Source organism: Streptomyces sp. NPDC048352, from assembly GCF_040651895.1.
Lineage (GTDB): Bacteria > Actinomycetota > Actinomycetes > Streptomycetales > Streptomycetaceae > Streptomyces.
Genome location: NZ_JBEZKZ010000003.1, coordinates 84,986 through 103,641 on the forward strand (window position 1 = coordinate 84,986; position 18,656 = coordinate 103,641).

Annotated in this window: 16 protein-coding genes; 4 read left to right on the forward strand and 12 right to left on the reverse strand. The window is 71.8% G+C overall.

The genetic code is table 11. The annotated features are described in order from the left end of the window. Nucleotides 1–2: 2 nt before the first annotated feature. Together AB0D45_RS02850 and AB0D45_RS02855 are read right to left on the reverse strand one after the other, a co-directional pair. Entirely contained in the window at nucleotides 3–347 is a 345-nt protein-coding gene (locus AB0D45_RS02850; protein WP_362455002.1) for a hypothetical protein, read from the reverse strand. Continuing rightward, the gene (locus AB0D45_RS02855; RefSeq protein WP_362455003.1) at nucleotides 344–589 is read right to left on the reverse strand and encodes a helix-turn-helix transcriptional regulator; all 246 of its coding nucleotides are present in this window, start codon (nucleotides 587–589) and stop codon (nucleotides 344–346) included. The genes AB0D45_RS02850 and AB0D45_RS02855 overlap by 4 nt, the downstream gene beginning before the upstream one ends. Before the next feature lie 269 nt (nucleotides 590–858). On the opposite strand from AB0D45_RS02855, the gene AB0D45_RS02860 reads away from it, so the two are divergent. Both AB0D45_RS02860 and AB0D45_RS02865 read left to right on the forward strand, forming a co-directional pair. After that, nucleotides 859–1,296, forward strand: coding sequence for a helix-turn-helix transcriptional regulator (locus tag AB0D45_RS02860; protein ID WP_362455004.1), 438 nt, complete (start codon nucleotides 859–861; stop codon nucleotides 1,294–1,296). A 97-nt stretch (nucleotides 1,297–1,393) separates the two neighbouring features. Continuing rightward, complete coding sequence (locus AB0D45_RS02865) at nucleotides 1,394–1,966, forward strand: hypothetical protein (RefSeq protein ID WP_362455005.1); 573 nt, start codon at nucleotides 1,394–1,396, stop codon at nucleotides 1,964–1,966. Between the two features lie 62 nt (nucleotides 1,967–2,028). On the opposite strand, the gene AB0D45_RS02870 is transcribed toward AB0D45_RS02865, so the two are convergent. The 4 genes from AB0D45_RS02870 to AB0D45_RS02885 form a co-directional block, all read right to left on the reverse strand. Further along, nucleotides 2,029–3,816 (reverse strand): site-specific integrase, encoded by a 1,788-nt coding sequence (locus AB0D45_RS02870; protein WP_362455006.1) that lies wholly within the window; start codon nucleotides 3,814–3,816, stop codon nucleotides 2,029–2,031. Nucleotides 3,817–3,976: 160 nt separating this feature from the next. Beyond that, nucleotides 3,977–5,422: an aldehyde dehydrogenase family protein gene (locus AB0D45_RS02875; protein ID WP_361597892.1), complete on the reverse strand. Its 1,446-nt coding sequence runs from the start codon at nucleotides 5,420–5,422 to the stop codon at nucleotides 3,977–3,979. A 379-nt stretch (nucleotides 5,423–5,801) separates the two neighbouring features. Next, nucleotides 5,802–7,382 carry a PucR family transcriptional regulator gene (locus AB0D45_RS02880; protein ID WP_362455063.1) on the reverse strand — a complete coding sequence of 527 codons (1,581 nt, stop codon included), beginning with the start codon at nucleotides 7,380–7,382 and terminating at the stop codon, nucleotides 5,802–5,804. 106 nt (nucleotides 7,383–7,488) lie between these two features. Further along, nucleotides 7,489–9,864, reverse strand: coding sequence for an ATP/GTP-binding protein (locus AB0D45_RS02885; RefSeq protein ID WP_362455007.1), 2,376 nt, complete (start codon nucleotides 9,862–9,864; stop codon nucleotides 7,489–7,491). 238 nt (nucleotides 9,865–10,102) lie between these two features. On the opposite strand from AB0D45_RS02885, the gene gabT reads away from it, so the two are divergent. Together gabT and AB0D45_RS02895 are read left to right on the forward strand one after the other, a co-directional pair. Then, nucleotides 10,103–11,437 (forward strand): 4-aminobutyrate--2-oxoglutarate transaminase, encoded by a 1,335-nt coding sequence (gabT, locus tag AB0D45_RS02890; RefSeq protein ID WP_361597901.1) that lies wholly within the window; start codon nucleotides 10,103–10,105, stop codon nucleotides 11,435–11,437. Nucleotides 11,438–11,592: 155 nt separating this feature from the next. Further along, the gene (locus AB0D45_RS02895; RefSeq protein WP_362455008.1) at nucleotides 11,593–12,363 is read left to right on the forward strand and encodes a phosphatase PAP2 family protein; all 771 of its coding nucleotides are present in this window, start codon (nucleotides 11,593–11,595) and stop codon (nucleotides 12,361–12,363) included. A gap of 24 nt (nucleotides 12,364–12,387) precedes the next feature. On the opposite strand, the gene AB0D45_RS02900 is transcribed toward AB0D45_RS02895, so the two are convergent. The 6 genes from AB0D45_RS02900 to AB0D45_RS02925 form a co-directional block, all read right to left on the reverse strand. After that, nucleotides 12,388–12,855 carry a hypothetical protein gene (locus AB0D45_RS02900; RefSeq protein WP_362455009.1) on the reverse strand — a complete coding sequence of 156 codons (468 nt, stop codon included), beginning with the start codon at nucleotides 12,853–12,855 and terminating at the stop codon, nucleotides 12,388–12,390. A gap of 163 nt (nucleotides 12,856–13,018) precedes the next feature. Next, the gene (locus AB0D45_RS02905; RefSeq protein ID WP_362455010.1) at nucleotides 13,019–14,437 is read right to left on the reverse strand and encodes an FAD-dependent oxidoreductase; all 1,419 of its coding nucleotides are present in this window, start codon (nucleotides 14,435–14,437) and stop codon (nucleotides 13,019–13,021) included. A gap of 23 nt (nucleotides 14,438–14,460) precedes the next feature. Next, nucleotides 14,461–15,255 carry an ABC transporter permease gene (locus AB0D45_RS02910; RefSeq protein ID WP_362455011.1) on the reverse strand — a complete coding sequence of 265 codons (795 nt, stop codon included), beginning with the start codon at nucleotides 15,253–15,255 and terminating at the stop codon, nucleotides 14,461–14,463. Then, complete coding sequence (locus AB0D45_RS02915) at nucleotides 15,255–16,184, reverse strand: ABC transporter permease (protein WP_361597916.1); 930 nt, start codon at nucleotides 16,182–16,184, stop codon at nucleotides 15,255–15,257. The genes AB0D45_RS02910 and AB0D45_RS02915 overlap by 1 nt, the downstream gene beginning before the upstream one ends. Next, nucleotides 16,181–17,329, reverse strand: a complete 1,149-nt coding sequence (locus AB0D45_RS02920; protein WP_361597919.1) for an ABC transporter ATP-binding protein — start codon at nucleotides 17,327–17,329, stop codon at nucleotides 16,181–16,183. Before AB0D45_RS02920 ends, AB0D45_RS02915 begins: the two co-directional genes overlap by 4 nt. A 72-nt stretch (nucleotides 17,330–17,401) precedes the next feature. Beyond that, nucleotides 17,402–18,649, reverse strand: a complete 1,248-nt coding sequence (locus AB0D45_RS02925) for a spermidine/putrescine ABC transporter substrate-binding protein (protein ID WP_362455012.1) — start codon at nucleotides 18,647–18,649, stop codon at nucleotides 17,402–17,404. Nucleotides 18,650–18,656 lie beyond the last annotated feature (7 nt).

Consider the following 18,656-nt stretch of genomic DNA (forward strand, 5'->3'; position numbering starts at 1 on the left):
CGTCAGGCGCCGCGCTTGCGCCCCTGGGCGGGGCGGATTGTGCGCAGGTTGGCGGCGGGAGTCTCCGCGCTGGTGGGTGCGGCCTCGGCCTGGGTCAGCGCCGGCTCGACCGTGGTCGGCATGACGCTGCAAAGGGCCTGGATGATGGCGAGTTCGCACTCGCAGAAGACGGCTGCCTCGCCAATTCGCTGGTGCGGCAGGCTGCTGATGTGGTCACGCAGCCACCCCTCCTTGCAGCCGAGCTTGTCGGCGGCCTCGGGGTACCTGTAGTTCCGGACGGTGGTGCACCGGCAGTACTCGCGCCGGGCGGACACGGCCGCTGCACGGACCTGGAGAGCCCGGCTCATGCCGGTACCTGCTCGACCTCGGGCACTTCGCTTGTGAGCGCCAGGAGTTCGTCAAGAGTGTCGAGCCCGTACGCGTCCCTCAGCCTGACGAGCGTCGTGATGCTCGGCGTCGTCTCGCCGGCGAGGAGCCGCGTGATGGTGGAGTTCTGCACCCCGGCGCGGGTGGCAATCGCGAGGCTCGTGTGATCCCCGGCCTCCTCGGCCTTGGCGTTGAGAACGTCGCTACGGAGGCGAATGGACACAGTCCCTCCCTTCGCGTGAGTTGCATCGCTGCAACACGGTTGCTTGCGTGCAACCCTAGATCAGTTGCTTGCATGCGTGCAACTGGCGGCATGCGAAATCCGAAGATGAATTTTCTGACCTTGGACCAGGGCGGATGGGCATCCCACCTGCGGTAAGGCGAAAGGTGCCTCTCACCTGGTCGATTGCACGCATGCAAGCGCTCGCCAGTTGCACGCATGGGCGCTACCCTCCGCCCATGCGGAGTATGGAACCCCCCAAGGAGGGGACCGTGGCGCAGCGCTTCGGTGCCCTCATTCACGCCCTCGCGACGCGCGCGGGCTACGACCTCACCCCAGGTGCCGGCGGACGGCTAGAACTCGCCAGGCGCAGCGGCATGCACAAGAGCAGCGTTGGCCGAATGCTCGACGGCCAGACGCTCCCCAACCCCAGCAACTTCGCCGGCCTGGCCCGCGCTCTCGACGTCGACGTCCTCGACCTCATGGTTGAAGGCGGAATTCTCACCGAGGAAGACAGGCGCAAAAGCGCTGGCACAGATGTACGCTCAGCTACCTCACAAACACACCCACTCACCCCAGAAGCAGCAGCCGATGCATGGGGCATCAAGAACCCCATCATTCGCGGCATGCTCCTGAGCAACATCGTTGAGGCGATTCGGCTCCAGCACGAGGCAGATCAGCCGGGAACGGCGTCTACAGGGGGCCCGTAAGCAAGGCACGAAGCAAGGGGGACGTTGTATGCCGGGTAGAAACACCATCGCCGTGATGTGCGGGCTCGGCGCTGGTATCACCCTCACTATCGCGGCGATGAGCGAGTACGAACCCGGTGACATCGGCAGCATCCTTCTGTTTGCTGCCGCCAGACTGCTCCCGATGATGGCCGTCACGGTGGTCGCCCTGGCGTTCGCCAAGAAGTGGATCAACGCCCACGAGGCACGTACCCAAGGGCAGCTCAACGACATGGCGGAACTGCGCCGCCAGCTTGACGAAGACCACGGCCGTCGACTGCTGGAAATCCAGGCCCGCGAGGAGCGGCTGAATCAGCTCTCAGACGCCCACAACACCCAACTCGTCAGCTTGGCCCAGCGCCTTGACGAGGCACTGGCCGGACAACAGACGGAGCGGCACCTCCGTGCCGTGCTCAAGACGGAGTTCGATCAGCTCGCGGCCGATCACAACGCACTGATCGTGGAGGTCCTGCGAGAGCGAGCCTCCGCCTTCACCCGAGGTGCCAGCCGCCCGGCGAGTTCCTCAACCTCCGGCTCCGCGGGGTCCCCCACGCCCCACGGGCCGGCGCGGCTTCGCACCTCCCTCACGGCCATCCCGCAGCCGCACGACGAGCACACCCGCGCGACCGAAGGCGTTGGCGACGCCGGATAGCCCCTCGCCCCACATGCAGAAGGGCCCCGCTGGACGGGGCCCTTCTGCATGTCCGCGAATCGTCAGGCCACTGACTCCTGTCCGTCCTCCGTCGCCGTCCGCGTCCAGGGATTGAGCGCGCACACCCGCAGCGCCTCCGTGCGGGCTGCCGCGTACGCCGCCAGGACCGCCTCCCGCTGAAGCCCCCACGCGGAAGCCTCGGTGTGACCCTCAGGACGGTGCTCCGTGTGCCGGACGGCCGCCTCGGTGGTGTAGGTCTCCTCCCACTCCCACACCCACCCCCGCCGCGGCTCGTGCATCTCGGGACTGGCCACGCGCTCCGTGCCGTCCGGCTCGTAGCAGGCCGGCCCGACGCTCCACGCCTGGACGCGGGCCGGAATGTGGCTGCGTACAGTGTCCCGGCCGCCGGCAACCGCGCGCTGCCACCAGGCCGCCGAGACCGCCTCAACCAGTGCGGCCTCGCCCCGGTCCAGCTCCCACTGCTCAGCCACGGCCGCGGCGTCGTCCGCGTCCCAGAACCCGAGGACTTGAGCCCCCACGTGGACCGCGTGCACCTGCTCGCCCTGCTTCTGCTGCGGCAACCTGACCAACTCGGCCACGGCCTTTACGGCGGGATCGCTCTCCAGCCGGACATCCAGGACACGGTCGAGCGTGACCAGCGCGGCCTTGTGTGCCGACTCGAGGAGGTGCCCGTACCGGTCGCTGGTCGTCTGAATCGACTCGTGCCCCAGGCGCCGCTGCACGTAGGTCAAGCTGTGCCCGTCCGACAGCAGCGCAGCGACGTGGGAGTGCCGAAGGTCGTGGAAGGTGGGGAACTTCCAGTGAGGCAGCAGGCCCTCCTTCTTGGCCTTCTTGACCGCCCGGTTCCAACGCTCCCAGAACGTGCCGTACTTGATGCGCTCACCGTCCTGGCCAGGGAACACGAGCTCGTCCATGCCATGTTCGGCCGGGATGTAGTCCTGGAGCTCCCGCCACAGCCCGGCCGTGATCTCGACCGTCCGCCGGCTGGCCGGAGACTTGGGCGCCCCCAGGTAGAAGACGGAGGGCGTCTGCCGCTTCCAGGCCCGGGTGACGCGCACCTCGTAGCTGTCCGGTACGGGGTTGCGCACGTGCTTGGTGGCCAGGGCCGTGATCTCGCCCCAGCGGAGCCCGGTGCCGTAGGCAGTCCGTACGAGCATCCGGTCCGAGGCGCGAGGGAAGCAGGCGACCAGGCCGGCGACCTCCTGGGGAGTCATGAACTCCATCTCGTCGCCAGAGTTGTCCTCGACGCCGTGCTCGTCGTCCTTCGGTAGCCGGGTGAGGTCACATGGGTTGCGGTCGCGTAGTGGCGGCTCGGCCACCATGGCTTCCTTCAGGATCGACGAGAGCAGGCCGTGAAGTCCCCGCAGCGTTCCTGATGACATGTCCTTCGGCTTACCGCCCCCACGTCGAACCTTCGTGGCCCGCATCTTGTTGATCCAGGCGCCGATCGTCGCCTTGCTGAAGTGCTCGGCGCTCCGGATGTCGCAGTGCTGGAACGTGGGGAAGATATACATCTCCAGGTTCCTGATGCGCTGCCGCTTGTAGTAGTCGCCCGCCGTGCGGTTGTCGATGGAGGCACGGGCGAACTGGTCGAACCGGTAACGCAGTTCGTCCTCGGACTCCGGGTCGATGTACCCCTTGCCCTTCACCCACCCCGGGGGCCAGTTCTGACCGTGCTCGTCAACGGAGTCCTTGAAGACCTTCGCTGAGTCCTCATCCTCGAACCGCTCGTTCTGCCAGTCGCCGGTCCTCGACCCACCATCACGCCACTTCACCTGGTAGCTGGTGACCTCGCCGGCCGCATTTTTGCGTGGAACAACGCTCGCCATAGCGGGTGACAGTACTCCGGTGTTCCCACCGTGTTCCCAAGGGTGCACAGGAACCGGCCAACATCCCACCATCGCAGCAGGTCAGCGCATGGATAAAGAAAGACGGCCGGAGCCCCCGCACAGTAGGCTCCGGCCGTCGGTCTGTGACCGTACGAGTCGGTCAGATGTCGAGGCCCGTGAGGACCAGGACGCGCTCGTACGTGTAGTCGTCCATCGCGTAGCGGACGCCCTCGCGGCCCACGCCGGACTGCTTGACGCCGCCGTACGGCATCTGGTCGGCCCGGTACGAGGGGGCGTCGCCGATGATCACACCGCCGACCTCGAGCTCGCGGTGGGCGCGGAAGGCCACCTGGACGTCGCGGGTGAAGACGCCGGTCTGCAGGCCGAACTTCGAGTCGTTGACGGCGGCGAACGCCTCGTCGGTGTTCTCGACCTTGGTCAGGGTCAGGACCGGGCCGAAGACCTCCTCGGTGGCGAGCTTCACGCCGGCCGGGACGTCCGCGAGGACGGTGGGCTCGACCGTGGCGCCGTCGCGCTTGCCGCCCGTGAGCAGCTTGGCACCGGCGGAGACCGCCTCGTCCACCCAGGACTCGACGCGCTTGGCGGCGTCCTCGGAGACGAGCGGGCCGACGTCGGTGGCGTCGTCGGCGGGGTCGCCGGTGACCTGGGCCCGGACCTTCTCGACGACCTTCTCGAGGAGCCGGTCGTAGACGGAGGCGTCGGCGATCACGCGCTGCACCGAGATGCAGGACTGGCCGGCCTGGTAGTTCGAGAAGGTCGCGATACGGGTCGCGGCCCACTCGAGGTCGGCGTCGGAGGACCAGTCGGCGAGGACGACGGCCGCGGCGTTGCCGCCGAGCTCCAGGGTGCAGTGCTTGTGGGGCACCGACTGCTGGATGGCGTAGCCGACGGTGTCGGAGCCGGTGAAGGAGATGACCGGCAGGCGGTCGTCCTTCACGAGGGCCGGCATCTTGTCGTTGGCGACGGGCAGCACGGACCAGGAGCCGGCCGGCAGGTCGGTCTCGGCGAGGAGCTCGCCGAGGATGAGGCCGGACAGCGGGGTGGCCGGGGCCGGCTTCAGGATGATCGGCGCGCCGACGGCGATGGCGGGGGCCACCTTGTGGGCGCACAGGTTCAGCGGGAAGTTGAACGGCGCGATGCCGAGGACCGGGCCCTTGACGAAGCGGCGGGTCAGGGCCAGGCGGCCGACGCCGCCGGCGTCGGTGTCGAGGCGCTGGGCCTCTCCGCCGTTGAAGCGGCGGGCCTCTTCGGCGGCGAAACGGAACACGGACACCGCACGGCCGACCTCACCGCGCGCCCACTTGACCGGCTTGCCGTTCTCGGCGGAGATCAGCTGGGCGATCTCCTCGGTGCGCTCGGCGAGCCGCTTGGACACGTGGTCCAGGGCGGCGGCCCGCACGTGGGCGGGGGTCGCGGAGAACTCCGCCGTCACGGCGTACGCCGCGGCCACGGCCTCTTCGACCTGGGCGTCGGTGGGCACGCTGACGGTGCCGACCAGCCGTCCGTCCCACGGGTTGTGGACGTCGAAGCTGTCCTCGCCGGTGGCCTGGCGGCCGGCGAGCCAGAAGGCGTGGGTGGAAGTCATGCGAATCCCGGCCCTTCGGTGTGTGCTGGGGGCACCTCCCAGCGGTAGCTGGGGGCGGGTCGTTGTCTCCACCACGGTAGGACTCCGCCGGGCCTTCGGTGTTTATCCGGCATGGAGCACCTTCCGCCGCCCCTGCGCCGCTTTGGCACTGTGCCTTTCCCGACGCGCCCCTCGCACGGCTCGGCCGCGCGCGGCTTGCCGGCTCCGCGCCGGCGCGCCGGCCTCGGTCCGGTGGCCTGCCGGCTGGGCGCCGGAAGCCTGGCCGGGGTCGGGGCCGTCCGCGGATGGCGTACCGCTACGGGCAGCCATGCGCCCCTCGCGCCGGGCGGCCGCCTGCGGCCGGCCGGTCGAGCGGCGCGTCGGGAAGGGGAGCGGCGCGTCAGGAGGCGGCCGGGCTGGCCTTCAGGGCGAGCCACAGTTCCATGCGGACGTCCGGGTCGTCGAGGGAGCGGCCGAGGATCTCCTCCACCCGCTTCATGCGGTAGCGCAGGGTGTGGCGGTGTACGCCGAGGTCGGCGGCGGCCGCGTCCCACTGGCCGTGGCGGGAGAGCCACGCCTGGAGGGAGGCCACCAGGTCGCCCCGGCCCGTCGCGTCGTGCTCCCGCAGGGCCCGCAGCGTGCCGTCCGCGAAGGCGCGTACCGCGTCGTCGGCGAGCAGCGGCAGCACCGATCCCGCCGCGAGGTCCTCGTGCTCGACCAGCGCCCGGCCCCGGCGCCGGGCCACGGCGAGGGTCTGGTCGGCCTGCTTGAAGGCGGCCGCGACCCCCGCCGGGCCGGCCGGCGCCGACAGGCCGACCACCAGCTCGTCGGGCTCCGGCCCCACCGACTCCCGGCCGCGCCGGGACTCCAGGGCCTCCGCGTGGTCCGCGCACGCCTGTACCGCCGCGCCCCCGTCGGCGGCCAGCACCACCAGCCGGCCGGGCTCCGGGACCACCAGCAGCGCCTCCCCGGCCCGGGCCGCCGCCGACTCCACCGCGTCGGCCAGCAGCGCCAGCCCCTCCGGCTGGGCCGTCCCCGGCAGCGCCGGCTCCGCGACGATGATGCGGAACGGTGCCTCCAGCAGGGCCCCGTACAGGTCTCCGGCCACGGCCCGCGCGTGCTCCGGCTCCCCCTCCAGCAGCATCCGCAGCACGGCCGCCCCGAGCCGGGACTCCGCGTCGTGCAGCGACCGGGAGCGCTCGGTGGTCAGGGTCAGCAGCGCGACGGCGGAGTGCACCGCGTACCGCTCGGCGGTGCCCAGCGGGGCCCCCGTCCCCACGGCGAGCGCGCCCCGGGCCCGCCGGCCGGTGCCGAGGGACTGGAGCTCGACCCGGTCCTCGGCGCCGCCCACCACCGCGCTCGCCGGCGCCGGCCGCTCCCGCAGCCGCTCCACGTCGGGGGTGAGCCGGGCGGCCCGGCGGGCGGCCCAGTCGGGGGCGGCCGCGACGACGGCGCCCGAGGTGTCGTACAGCGCGGCCCAGCCGTGCACGTGGGCCGCCAGCTTCGCCAGCAGCTCACCGGGGCCGTCGGAGGAGAGCGCGGCCCGGGTCAGCTCCCGCTGCGCCTCGAACCCGGCGGTCACGGCCCGGTACTGGTCGGCGGCCAGCGCGGCGGAGACGGCCTTGCTGATGGCGAGGAACGGGGTGCGCCGGGGTACCTCCAGCAGCGGCAGGTCCTCCTCGCGGGCGGCCTGGAGCAGCGCCTCGGGGACGGCTTCGTAGTTGACCCCGACGGCGAAGCCGATGCCGACGACGCCGGCGGCGGCGAGGCGGCGGACGTAGCGCCGCATCTCCTCGGGGTCGTCGGCGTCCAGCTTCATCGCGGTGACGAGCAGCAGCTCGCCGCCCTCCATGTACGGCACGGGGTCGGCGAGCTCGCTGACGTGCGCCCAGCGCACGGGGGTGTCGAGGCGGCTCTCCCCGGCCCGGACGGTGAGCTTCAGCGCCGAGTGCTGGACGAGCGAGGCGAGGGTGAGCGGCATCGGGTTCCAGACGGGGAGGGAGGAGGGGGCCGGGCGGGTTTTCGCCATGGCGTATGAACGGCCCTTTTCGATTCTGCCACCCCGTACGGGTCCTCTCAGCCGCTGCTCACCCGGTGCCCGAGAGCCGCAGCAGCAGCGGAGCGGCTCGTTCCCCCCGCACGGAGGTGAGCGAGAGCACCGCGCACCCGGGCGGCACGGCGTGCGCGAGCTCGGAAGCGGACCAGCGTTCGCGCTCCACCTGGCGGACGGTGACCGCGTCGGTGGTCACGGCCTTGCCGGTCACCAGCTTGCGGAAGGCGTGGACGGCCCGGGTCAGCGGCTGGTCGGCGAAGACCGTCCGGTGGGTGACGTCCCGGGTCTCGACCCATTCGGTGCCCCAGGCCTCGGCGAAGCGCTGCCCGTCCCAGGTGGTGACCCCCGAGAAGGCCATCCGGCAGCCGACCGCACCGAGCAGCGGAGTCCGCAGCCCTTCCGGTACGTCGTCCAGGGTGCGCAGGGTCAGCAGGACCCCGGCGTTCGCCGAGCGCAGCCGCTGCACCCCCCGGACGGTCTCCGGGGTCAGGGTGTGCGAGGCGTCGTCGAGGGCGAGGAAGGCGAACAGCGAGCGGTCGGCGCGGGCGGCGGCGGAGGCGTTGAACTGGGCGAGGAGGAGCCGGGCCAGCATCCGGGAGGCGTCGGCGTGCCCGCGTTCGGGGAGGTCGACGCGGACCCGGACCGGGTGTTCGAGGGCGCGCAGCGAGAAGGGCCGCCCCCGCCGCTCGGAGCCGGGGCCGGCGGCGGCGCCGAAGGCCCCGCTGGCGGAGGCCCCGACGTCGAAGAACCCGGCGAAGGCCGGCCGGTCGAGCAGGGCGGCCCGGTCGGCGAGGGCCGGGCCGGGGTCCCCGGGGGCCCCCTGCTGGCGCAGCCGCGCGTCGAGCTCGCGGAGCATGGCCTGGCGCCCGGTGCCCTCCAGGGCCTGGCGGAGCGCGGTGAGGGCGGAGGGCACCCCGTCGAGCAGCTCGCGCAGTTCGGGGACGGCGGGGAAGCGGCCGTACGCCTCGCGGAAGGGGCCGATCAGCTGGGCGAGTGCGGTTGCGGCGCGGCGTACGTCGATGCCGGGGACGTCTCCGACGAAGGCCTCGGCGAGCAGGCCGGCGGCTTCGTCGGGGTCGGCGGTGCCGCCGTAGAGGTCGAGGTCGTGGACGGAGGCGGGGTCGCCGATGCGCACCACGATGTCGTAGGCGCCATCGGGGCCCAGCTGGGAGCCGGCCGCGCCGACGGCGACGACGGCGGCCTGCCCGGCCAGCGCCTGGAGCGCGAGCGATTCGACGACGGGCCGCACCAGGCGGGCGGTCTTGCCGGTGCCGGACGGGCCGACGGCCAGCAGGGAGGTGCCGAGCACCCCGGGGTCGAGGGCGAGCCCGGTGCCGCGGCGGGCGCGGGGGTTGCGCTCGCCGTCCTCGACGGTGCCGAGCAGCACCTGGCGGGCCAGCAGGTCGTGGCGGGCGGCGCGCACCGGCAGGTCGCGGTCGCCCGAGGGGTGGACGCAGGCGGCGGCGCCCTTGTCCCTCACGGCGGCGTCGAAGGCCCGCAGCCGGGCGGGATCGGCCCGGACGGAGTCCCAGGCCCGCCGGATGCGCGCATAGTCGACATCGTTCATCCGCCCGGCCCCGGCCTCTCCGGCGAGCCGAGCGGCCACCTCCCCCAGCCCGGCGTCCCGAAGTTCGGGCCATCCGGCCGGGTCGGCGCCGGCGGGCGCCGGCGCGGGGACGGCCCGGGTGCCGCCGTCGGGGACGGGCTTGCGGGCCAGCCGGGCGAAGAGGACAAGCGCCGGCGCCAGGGCCACCCCGTACACGAGGTAGGTGACGAGCTGCTGTGTTCCCCGGCTCATCTGCGCCAGGGGCAGGTGGCCGCCGAGCAGGTCGATGAGCGGCACGGTCCGGGTCCAGATGGTCACCGCCACGAACAGGGCCACCGCCGCCGCGCCCGCCAACCGGGCACGGGGACCCCGGGCGGCGACGAGCCGTTCGAAGGCCGTGCCCCAGGAGCCGAGGCGGCTGAACCACCACACCAGCGCCCCGGTGACGAGCAGCATGTACGCCTGGAGGGCGGCGACGCCCGGCCCGTCCTTGGGCGCCCCGCCCAGTTCCCACCAGTCGTGCGGGGTGAGGAGCTTGACCGGCAGGTCGGTGTACGGGATGTAGTTGTCGGTGATCAGGGACCACAGCAGGACGCAGGCGAGGAAGGAGATGACCGCGCCGCTCAGCAGCGACCGGTCGGTGGCGGGATCCTCCTCGCCCCCGGCGCGCGGGACGTGCCCGAAGCGCCAGACGCCCGGTTCGGCCTCAGGGCGCGGGGTGCGCAGCCAGTCCGTGAAGGGGGCACCGGAGGCCGGTGCGTGCTGTGGTTTCGGCGGGGCCCCGAGGGGTGGCGGGGGGCCCGCCGGCCGGGGGACGTGACCCCGGCGGGTCGACTGTCCGTCGTGCATGCCCTCGGTGTCCATGTACCCCTGCCCCCTGCCCGTTCCCAACGCGCCGCGGCGCTCAATCTAGTGCCCGGTCAGGCCGTTCGGGCCGCACCCCGCGGTGATCGCCGGGACGGTGCCGGATCCTTCCTATGGCCGCCGCGGACAAGGACACGCGGGTACCACTCCCGAACGGAGCATGCTTTCCCCCCGCCGCCGGGCCTAGCCTGCGGACAAAGACACAAGTGCGTCCGAAAACACCCCCCAGGAGCCCTCTATGACCGCTGTCCCGCAGGAGCGCCGCATCGTCACCGCGATCCCCGGCCCCAAGTCGCAGGAGCTGCAGGCCCGCCGCCTCGAGACGGTGGCCGGCGGCGTGGGCTCCGTGCTCCCCGTCTTCACGGCGCGCGCGGGCGGCGGCATCATCGAGGACGTCGACGGCAACCGTCTGATCGACTTCGGCTCCGGCATCGCCGTGACCTCGGTCGGCGCCTCCGCCGAGGCCGTCGTGCGCCGCGCCTCCGCGCAGCTCGCCGACTTCACGCACACCTGCTTCATGGTCACCCCCTACGAGGGCTACGTCGAGGTCTGCGAGGCGCTCGCCGAGCTGACCCCGGGTGACCACGCCAAGAAGTCGGCCCTGTTCAACTCGGGCGCCGAGGCCGTCGAGAACGCCGTCAAGATCGCCCGTTCGTACACCAAGCGCCAGGCCGTCGTCGTCTTCGACCACGGCTACCACGGCCGTACGAACCTGACGATGGCGCTGACCGCGAAGAACATGCCGTACAAGCAGGGCTTCGGCCCGTTCGCCCCCGAGGTCTACCGCGTCCCGGTCGCCTACGGCTACCGCTGGCCCACCGGCGCCGAGAACTGCGGCCCCGAGGCCGCCGCCCAGGCGATCGACAACATCGTCAAGCAGATCGGCGCCGAGAACGTCGCCGCGATCATCATCGAGCCGGTGCTCGGCGAGGGCGGCTTCATCGAGCCGGCCAAGGGCTTCCTCCCGGCGATCGTGAAGTTCGCCAACGACAACGGCATCGTCTTCGTCGCCGACGAGATCCAGTCCGGCTTCTGCCGCACCGGCCAGTGGTTCGCGTGCGAGGACGAGGGCATCGTCCCGGACCTGATCACCACCGCCAAGGGCATCGCGGGCGGTCTGCCCCTCGCCGCCGTGACCGGCCGCGCCGAGATCATGGACGCCGCCCACGCGGGCGGCCTGGGCGGCACCTACGGCGGCAACCCGGTGGCGTGCGCCGGTGCGCTCGGCTCCATCGAGACCATGAAGGAGCTCGACCTCAACGCCGCGGCGAAGAAGATCGAGTCCGTCATGAAGACCCGCCTGACGGCCATGCAGGAGAAGTACGAGATCATCGGCGACATCCGCGGCCGCGGCGCCATGATCGCGATCGAGCTCGTCAAGGACCCGGTCTCCAAGACCCCGTTCCCGGAGGCGGCCGGCGCGCTGGCCAAGGCCTGCCACGCCGAGGGCCTGCTCGTCCTCACCTGCGGCACCTACGGCAACGTGCTCCGCTTCCTCCCGCCGATCGTCATCGGCGAGGACCTCCTGAACGAGGGCCTGGACATCATCGAGGCGGCCTTCGCGGGCATCTGACCGAACGTCCAGTTCGAAGGACTGGAACGCACGGACGCAGCGCGCGCCTCGTACCACCGGTAACGGGCGGGCGCTGTGAAGAAGCTGTGGGGGGCCGATGGCGGGAGCGCGTTCCCGCTGTCGGTCCCCCTTTCGCTGGCGTACGGTTTCTGCAGATGAGTGAGACAGACCGTTCCCGGGAGACCGGGGGCGATACCGGTACCGGGCTTCCCCAGCGCCGTACTGGTCATGCGTTCGCGCACGCTCCTCTCAGATCGGACGGCCGTCCGCCCCAAACCCCCCGGGGCGTACGGCAACCCGGTCCGGGCGGCCGTCCCGGAACCATCCCCCCTGTTCCGGGACGGCCGGCCATCCTCCCCGCGGCCCTGCTCCTGTGCGCCGCCCTCTTCGCCCTGATCACCTGGCAGGTCCTGGTGTCGGGCCCGCTCCTGGCCACCGACCACGCGGTCAGCCGCGCCCTGGTGCGCACCGTCCCCGACGCCGTCACCGAGCGCCTCGCGGACCTCGGCAACGTCCCGGTCGCCGTGCCCGTCCTCGTGCTGGCCATGGCGTACGCCGTCCGGCGCGGCCGGCGCCTCGCGGCGCTCGCGGCCGGCCTGGCGATGGCCGTCGTCCCGGCGCTGGTCGTCCCCCTCAAGGCGTGGACCGCCCGCCCGGGCCCGCTGGAGCCCTGGGCGGCCGGCTACTACCCCTCGGGGCACACGGCGACGGCCCTGACCGCGTACGTGGGCGCGGCCCTGCTCCTCTCCCCGTACACCCGCCGGGCGTGGCCGATGGCCGCCGCCCTCACGCTGTCGGCGGCGACGGCCGCCGGCCTGGTGCTGCGCGGGTTCCACTGGCCCCTCGACGTGCTGGCCAGCGTCCTGCTGTGCATGCCGCTCCTGCTGGGGGTCCGCCGGGCGGTCGGGGGCCGGAGCGGGAGCTGAGGCTCCGGCCGGCCCCCGACCGGGTCACGGCGTGCCGTCCCGCTCCGCCAGGGCCCGCTCCGCGGCGGCCTCGTGCAGCGCGAGCTCCAGCGCCGCCGGGTCGGTGAGCGTTCCGCGCCCGTCCGGGACCACCAGCCAGCGGACCCCGCCCGTCGCCCGGCCGGGGTACGGGACCACGACCCAGCTCCCGCGCCCGGCGCCCCGTACGCCCGTGCCGATCCAGCGGGCCGCCGTGCCCGGGGGCACGAAGAAGCCCACGCGGCCGCCGCCGGAGTGGGCGAGCACCGGGCCGGGCGGGCCGGCCAGCAGGTGGAGGACGCCGAGGGCGCCCCGCCCCAGCTCCCCCGGCACGATCAGCACGTCCCAGTCCCGGCCGGCGGGCAGCAGCGCGACCCCGAGGGGGCTGCGCTCCCACTCCCACCGGCAGGCGTCCGGGTCCGGCGCCGTCGAAACCAGCCATTCCACTGCGGTCCTCGCCCCCGGGAGGGTCATCGCCCGGCCTCCGTTCGTCTCGTCGCGGTGAGGGTTCTCACCGGGAGAGAGCGGGGCCGGGCGGCGTTATGACGCGGGTTGCGCGCCCCGTGGGGGTGAAGCGGCTCGCGGGGCGGGCGCCGGGTGCGCGCCGGGGCGTACGGCGGCTGCGGGCGGGCGGGTCTCAGCTGTCGAAGCCCAGCCCGAGCCGGTCCAGCGTCCTGAGCCACAGGTTGCGGTGGCCGCCCCGGGCGTCGGCGCGGGCCAGCGACCACTTGGTGAGGGCGATCCCGGTCCAGGCGAAGGGCTCGGGCGGGAACGGCATGGGCTTGGACCGCACCATCTCCAGCCGGGTGCGCTCGGTGGACAGGCCGTCCAGCAGGTCCAGCATGACGTCGGCGCCGAAGCGGGTGGCGCCCACGCCGAGCCCGGTGTACCCGGCGGCGTAGGCGACCTTCCCGGAGTGCGCGGTGCCGAAGAAGGCCGAGAAGCGGGAGCAGGTGTCGATCGCCCCGCCCCAGGCGTGGCTGAAGCCCACCCCCTCCAGCTGCGGGAAGGCCGTGAAGAAGTGCTCGGCGAGCTTCAGGTAGGTCTCGGGGCGGTGGTCGTACTCCGAGTCGAGCTTCCCGCGGTAGGGGTAGACCGCGTCGTAGCCGCCCCACAGGATCCGGTTGTCCCGGGTGATCCGGAAGTAGTGGAACTGGTTGGCGCTGTCGCCCAGCCCCTGGCGGTTCTTCCAGCCGACCGAGGCCAGCTGCTCATCGTCCAGGGGCTCGGTCATCAGGGCGTAGTCGTAGACCGGGACGGTGAAGGGGCGGATCCGCTTCACCAGGGACGGGAAGATGTTGGTGCCCAGGGCGACCCGGCGGGCGAGGATCGTGCCGTAGGGGGTCTCCACCGTCATCCCGGCGCCCGCCTGAGCCAGCTTCAGGCCGCGCGTGTTCTCGTAGATCCGCACGCCCTGCTCCAGGCAGGCCCGCTTGAGGCCCCAGGCCAGTTTCGCCGGGTTGAGCATGGCGACGCCCTCGCGGTCCCACAGGCCCGCGAGGAAGGTGGGCGAGTTCACCTCCGCGCGCAGCGCCTCGCCCTCCAGCCACGCGGAACCGTCCCCGAGGCCGAGCCGCTTCGCCTCCTCGTACAGTTCCCGCAGCTCCTCGACCTGGTGCGGCTCGGTGGCCACGTCGATCTCGCCGGTGCGCTCGAAGTCGCAGTCGATGCCGTAGCGGGCGACGGCCTCCTCGATGGCGTCGAGGTTGCGGGCGCCCATCTCCTCCAGCTTCGCCAGCTCGCCGGGCCAGCGGGCGAGGCCGTTGGAGAGGCCGTGGGTGAGGGAGGCCGCGCAGAACCCGCCGTTGCGGCCGGAGGCGGCCCAGCCCGCCTCCTTGCTCTCGATCAGTACGACGTCCCTGCCCGGGTCGCGCTCCTTGGCGAGCAGCGCCGTCCACAGGCCGCTGTAGCCGCCGCCGACGACCAGCAGGTCGCAGCGCTCGTCGGAGGTGAGGGCCGGCTGCGGAGCGGGGCGGCCGGGGTCGTCCAGCCAGTACGAGACCGGCTTCGCTTCGGAAAGGGATTTCGCAACACTACGCATGGCGACTGGGGCCATGGCTTCCAACTCCCTACAGGGGTCTACTTCGGTTGTGCCTTCTTGCGGCGGTTGCCGGCCCACTGGCCGGCGAGGACCACCAGGACCGCGATGACGAACATCGCCGTACCGATGACGTTGATCTGGACGGGCGTACCGCGCTGGGCCGAGCCCCACACGAACATGGGGAAGGTGACGGTGTTGCCCGAGTTGAAGTTGGTGATGATGAAGTCGTCGAAGGAGAGGGCGAAGGACAGCAGCGCGCCCGCCGCGATGCCGGGGGCGGCGATCGGCAGGGTGACCCTCAGGAAGGTCTGCACCGGTCCGGCGTAGAGGTCGCGGGCGGCCTCCTCCAGGCGCGGGTCCATGGACAGGACGCGGGCCTTGACGGCGGCGACGACGAAGCTGAGGCAGAACATCACGTGCGCGATCAGGATCGTCCAGAAGCCCAGCTGGATGCCCATGTTGAGGAAGAGCGCGAGCAGCGAGGCCGCCATCACGATCTCGGGCATGGCCATCGGCAGGAAGATCAGCGAGTTCACCGCGCCGCGCGCCCGGAACCGGTAGCGCACGAGCGCGAAGGCGATGGCGGTGCCGAGGACGGTGGCGCCGAGGGTGGCCCACAGGGCGATCTGGAGGGAGAGGGCGAGGGAGCCGCACAGGTCGGCGACCCCGCAGGGGTCCTTCCAGGCGTCGAGGGAGAACTCCTGCCAGGCGTAGTTGAACCGCCCGGTGGGGTTGTTGAAGGAGAACACCGTCACGACGACGTTCGGCAGGATCATGTACGCGAGCGTGGCGAGGCCCGCGATGACCACGAGATTGCGGCGGAGCCAACGCATCAGACCAGGTCCTCCGTGCCCGCTCGGCGGATGTAGACGGTGACCATGATCAGCACGATGGCCATGAGGATGAAGGACAGCGCGGCCGCTGTCGGGTAGTCGAGGATCCGCAGGTACTGCGACTGGATGACGTTGCCGATCATCCGGGTGTCGGTGGAGCCGAGCAGTTCGGCGTTGACGTAGTCGCCGCTCGCCGGGATGAAGGTGAGCAGGGTCCCGGAGACCACTCCCGGCATCGAGAGCGGGAAGGTGACCTTGCGGAACACGGTGGCGGGGCGGGCGTACAGGTCGCCCGCGGCCTCGTGGAGGCGGGTGTCGATGCGCTCCAGCGAGGTGTAGAGCGGCAGGATCATGAAGGGGAGGAAGTTGTAGGTCAGACCGCAGACCACCGCGAGCGGCGTGGCCAGCACCCGGTCCCCCTCGGTCATGCCGAGCCAGCTGGTGACGTCGAGGAAGCCGACGGCGTCGAGGGCGCCGACGACCGGGCCGCCGTCGGCAAGGATCGTCTTCCAGGCCAGCGTGCGGATCAGGAAGCTGGTGAAGAAGGGGGCGATGACGAGGACCAGCAGGAGGTTGCGCCAGCGGCCGGCCTTGAAGGCGATCAGGTAGGCCAGCGGGTACCCCAGCAGCAGGCACAGCACGGTCGCGGTGCCGGCGTAGAGCAGGGAGCGCAGGAACTGCGGGAGGTACTCGGTCAGGGCGTCCCAGTAGGTCTGGAAGTGCCAGGTGACCTCGAAGCCCTCTTCGAGGGAGCCGGTCTGGACCGAGGTGGAGGCCTGGTAGACCATCGGCAGCACGAAGAAGACGAGCAGCCAGACGATGCCGGGCAGCAGCAGCCAGTACGGGATCAGGCGCTTCTTCAGCGACGCCCTGTGGACCGGGGGCTCGGCGGGTGCGGGGGCCCCGGGGGGCGCGGCGGTGGCGGTCACGCGCTCTCCTCGACCGTCTCGATGCCCGCCTCTATGTCCTGGGCGGCGTCCAGGCCGAAGGTGTGCTCCGGGTTCCAGTGCAGGACCACCTCGGCGCCGGGGACCAGGCGCTCGTCCCGCTCGATGTTCTGGACGTACACCTCCAGCTCCGGGCAGACCCGGCTGTCGATGACGAACTGGGTGGAGACGCCGATGAAGGAGGAGTCGGCGATCCTGCCCGTGACCTTGTTGCGGCCGGCGGCGACGGTGTGCTCCTCGGCCGCCGGGACCAGCGAGATCTTCTCGGGGCGCACGCCGACGAGCAGCTGTCCGCCCGCGCGGGGCGTGGTCGAACATCGGGCGGCGGGCAGCCGGAGGGCGGTGCCGGACGCCGAGACGGTCACGTCGGAGCCGGTGGACTCCACGGAGGCCGCGATCAGGTTCGAGGTGCCGAGGAAGTTGGCGACGAAGGTGGTGCGCGGGTTCTCGTACAGCTCGGCGGGGGCGCCCAGCTGCTCGACGCGGCCGCCGTTCATCACCGCGACCGTGTCGGCCATCGTCATGGCCTCCTCCTGGTCGTGCGTGACGTGGACGAAGGTGATGCCGACCTCGGTCTGGATGCGCTTCAGCTCCAGCTGCATCTGGCGGCGCAGCTTGAGGTCGAGGGCGCCCAGCGGCTCGTCGAGCAGCAGCACCTGGGGGTGGTTGATCAGGGCGCGGGCGACGGCCACGCGCTGCTGCTGGCCGCCGGAGAGCTGGTGCGGCTTGCGCTGGGCGAACTGGCCGAGCTGGACCAGTTCCAGCATGTCGTCGACCTGCTTCTTGACGGACTTGACGCCGCGGCGGCGCAGCCCGAAGGCGACGTTCTCGTAGATGCTCAGGTGCGGGAACAGCGCGTAGCTCTGGAAGACGGTGTTGACCGGGCGCTTGTACGGCGGCAGGTGGGTCACCTCGCGGTCGCCGAGGCTGACCGTGCCGGTGGAGGGCTCCTCCAGGCCGGCGATCATGCGCAGGGTGGTGGTCTTCCCGCAGCCCGAGGCGCCGAGCAGGGCGAAGAAGGAGCCCTGGGGGATGGTGAGGTCCAGCGGGTGCACCGCGGTGAAGGAGCCGTAGTGCTTGCTGATCCCGGCGAGGCGGACGTCGCCGCTCGCGGTCTTGTCGGTCATGGGCCTGGGCCTTCGGTGGTGGTGTCGTGGAAGGGGGCGGGGCGCGGGTGGGGTGCCGGTACGTCGGTCCGGTCAGGCGCCGATGAGCTTGGCGAACTTCTCCTCGTACGCCGTCTCTTCCTCGCTGGTGAGGGAGCGGAAGGCGCGGGCCTTGGAGGCCATCTCCTTGTCCGGGACGATCAGCGGGTTGTCCGCGAGCGCCGGGTCGATCTTGGCGAGCTCTTCCCTGACGCCGTCGACGGGGCAGACGTAGCTGATGAACGCGGCCAGCTGCGCCGCGACCTCGGGCTCGTAGTAGTAGTCGATGAGCTTCTCGGCGTTGGCCTTGTGCCGGGCCTTGACGGGGACCAGCAGGTTGTCGCTGGAGGTGATGTATCCGGCCGCCGGGATCGCGTACTTGATGTCGGGGTTGCCGGCCTGGAGCTGGATGACGTCGCCCGCCCAGGCGAGACAGGCCGCCAGGTCCCCCTTGTCGAGGTCGGCGGTGTAGTCGTTGCCGGTGAAGCGGCGGATCTGCTTGGTGTCGACGCCCTTCTGGAGCCGGCCGATCGCCGTGTCGTAGTCGGCGGTGGTGAAGTGCGCCGGGTCCTTGCCCTGGTCGAGCAGGGTCATGCCGACGGAGTCGCGCATCTCGGTGAGGAAGCCGACGCGGCCCTTGAGGGAGGGGTCGTCGAGGAGCTGGGTGACGGAGTCGACCTTCTTGCCGTCGGTGGCCTTGGAGTTGTAGGCGATGACGGTGTCGATGCCGGTCCAGGGGTAGCTGTGGGCGCGGCCCGGGTCCCAGTCGGGGTTGCGGAACTGCGGGATGAGGTTGGCGTAGGCGTGCGGGAGGTGGGAGGGGTCGAGCTTCTGCGCCCAGCCGAGGCGGATGATGCGGGCGGCGAGCCAGTCGGTGACGACGATCAGGTCGCGGCCGGTGTCCTGGCCGGCGGCGAGCTGCGGGCGGATCTTGCCGAAGAACTCGACGTTGTCGTTGATGTCCTCGGTGTACTTGACCTGGATCCCGGTGCGCTTGGTGAACTCCTCCAGCGTGGGACGGGTCTTCTCGTCGTCGCTGGTGTCCATGTACTCGGTCCAGTTGGAGAAGGTGATCTCCTTCTCCTGGTCCGAGTGGTCGTCGGACGCCACCGCGCCGCCCTCGCGCCTGGCGGGCGGGATGCCGCAGGCGGTGAGGGCGGAGAGGCCGCCCAGGGTGAGCGCCCCGACTCCGGAGGCGCGCAGCAGGGAGCGGCGGGTGAGGGCGCCGCGCCCGCTGGTGAGGCTGCGCCGCATCGCGGCGAGTTGCGCCGCCGAGAGACGGTCGGGCTCGAACTGCTCCATGCGCGTT

Bases quoted from the DNA above. Each gene is read 5' to 3' on its own strand.
- AB0D45_RS02850 (WP_362455002.1), bottom strand. From the start codon at position 347: ATGAGCCGGGCTCTCCAGGTCCGTGCAGCGGCCGTGTCCGCCCGGCGC.
- AB0D45_RS02865 (WP_362455005.1), top strand. From the start codon at position 1,394: ATGAGCGAGTACGAACCCGGTGACATCGGCAGCATCCTTCTGTTTGCT.
- AB0D45_RS02870 (WP_362455006.1), bottom strand. From the start codon at position 3,816: ATGGCGAGCGTTGTTCCACGCAAAAATGCGGCCGGCGAGGTCACCAGC.
- AB0D45_RS02875 (WP_361597892.1), bottom strand. From the start codon at position 5,422: ATGACTTCCACCCACGCCTTCTGGCTCGCCGGCCGCCAGGCCACCGGC.
- AB0D45_RS02880 (WP_362455063.1), bottom strand. From the start codon at position 7,382: ATGCCGCTCACCCTCGCCTCGCTCGTCCAGCACTCGGCGCTGAAGCTC.
- AB0D45_RS02885 (WP_362455007.1), bottom strand. From the start codon at position 9,864: ATGGACACCGAGGGCATGCACGACGGACAGTCGACCCGCCGGGGTCAC.
- gabT (WP_361597901.1), top strand. From the start codon at position 10,103: ATGACCGCTGTCCCGCAGGAGCGCCGCATCGTCACCGCGATCCCCGGC.
- AB0D45_RS02895 (WP_362455008.1), top strand. From the start codon at position 11,593: ATGAGTGAGACAGACCGTTCCCGGGAGACCGGGGGCGATACCGGTACC.
- AB0D45_RS02900 (WP_362455009.1), bottom strand. From the start codon at position 12,855: ATGACCCTCCCGGGGGCGAGGACCGCAGTGGAATGGCTGGTTTCGACG.
- AB0D45_RS02905 (WP_362455010.1), bottom strand. From the start codon at position 14,437: ATGGCCCCAGTCGCCATGCGTAGTGTTGCGAAATCCCTTTCCGAAGCG.
- AB0D45_RS02910 (WP_362455011.1), bottom strand. From the start codon at position 15,255: ATGCGTTGGCTCCGCCGCAATCTCGTGGTCATCGCGGGCCTCGCCACG.
- AB0D45_RS02920 (WP_361597919.1), bottom strand. From the start codon at position 17,329: ATGACCGACAAGACCGCGAGCGGCGACGTCCGCCTCGCCGGGATCAGC.
- AB0D45_RS02925 (WP_362455012.1), bottom strand. From the start codon at position 18,649: ATGGAGCAGTTCGAGCCCGACCGTCTCTCGGCGGCGCAACTCGCCGCG.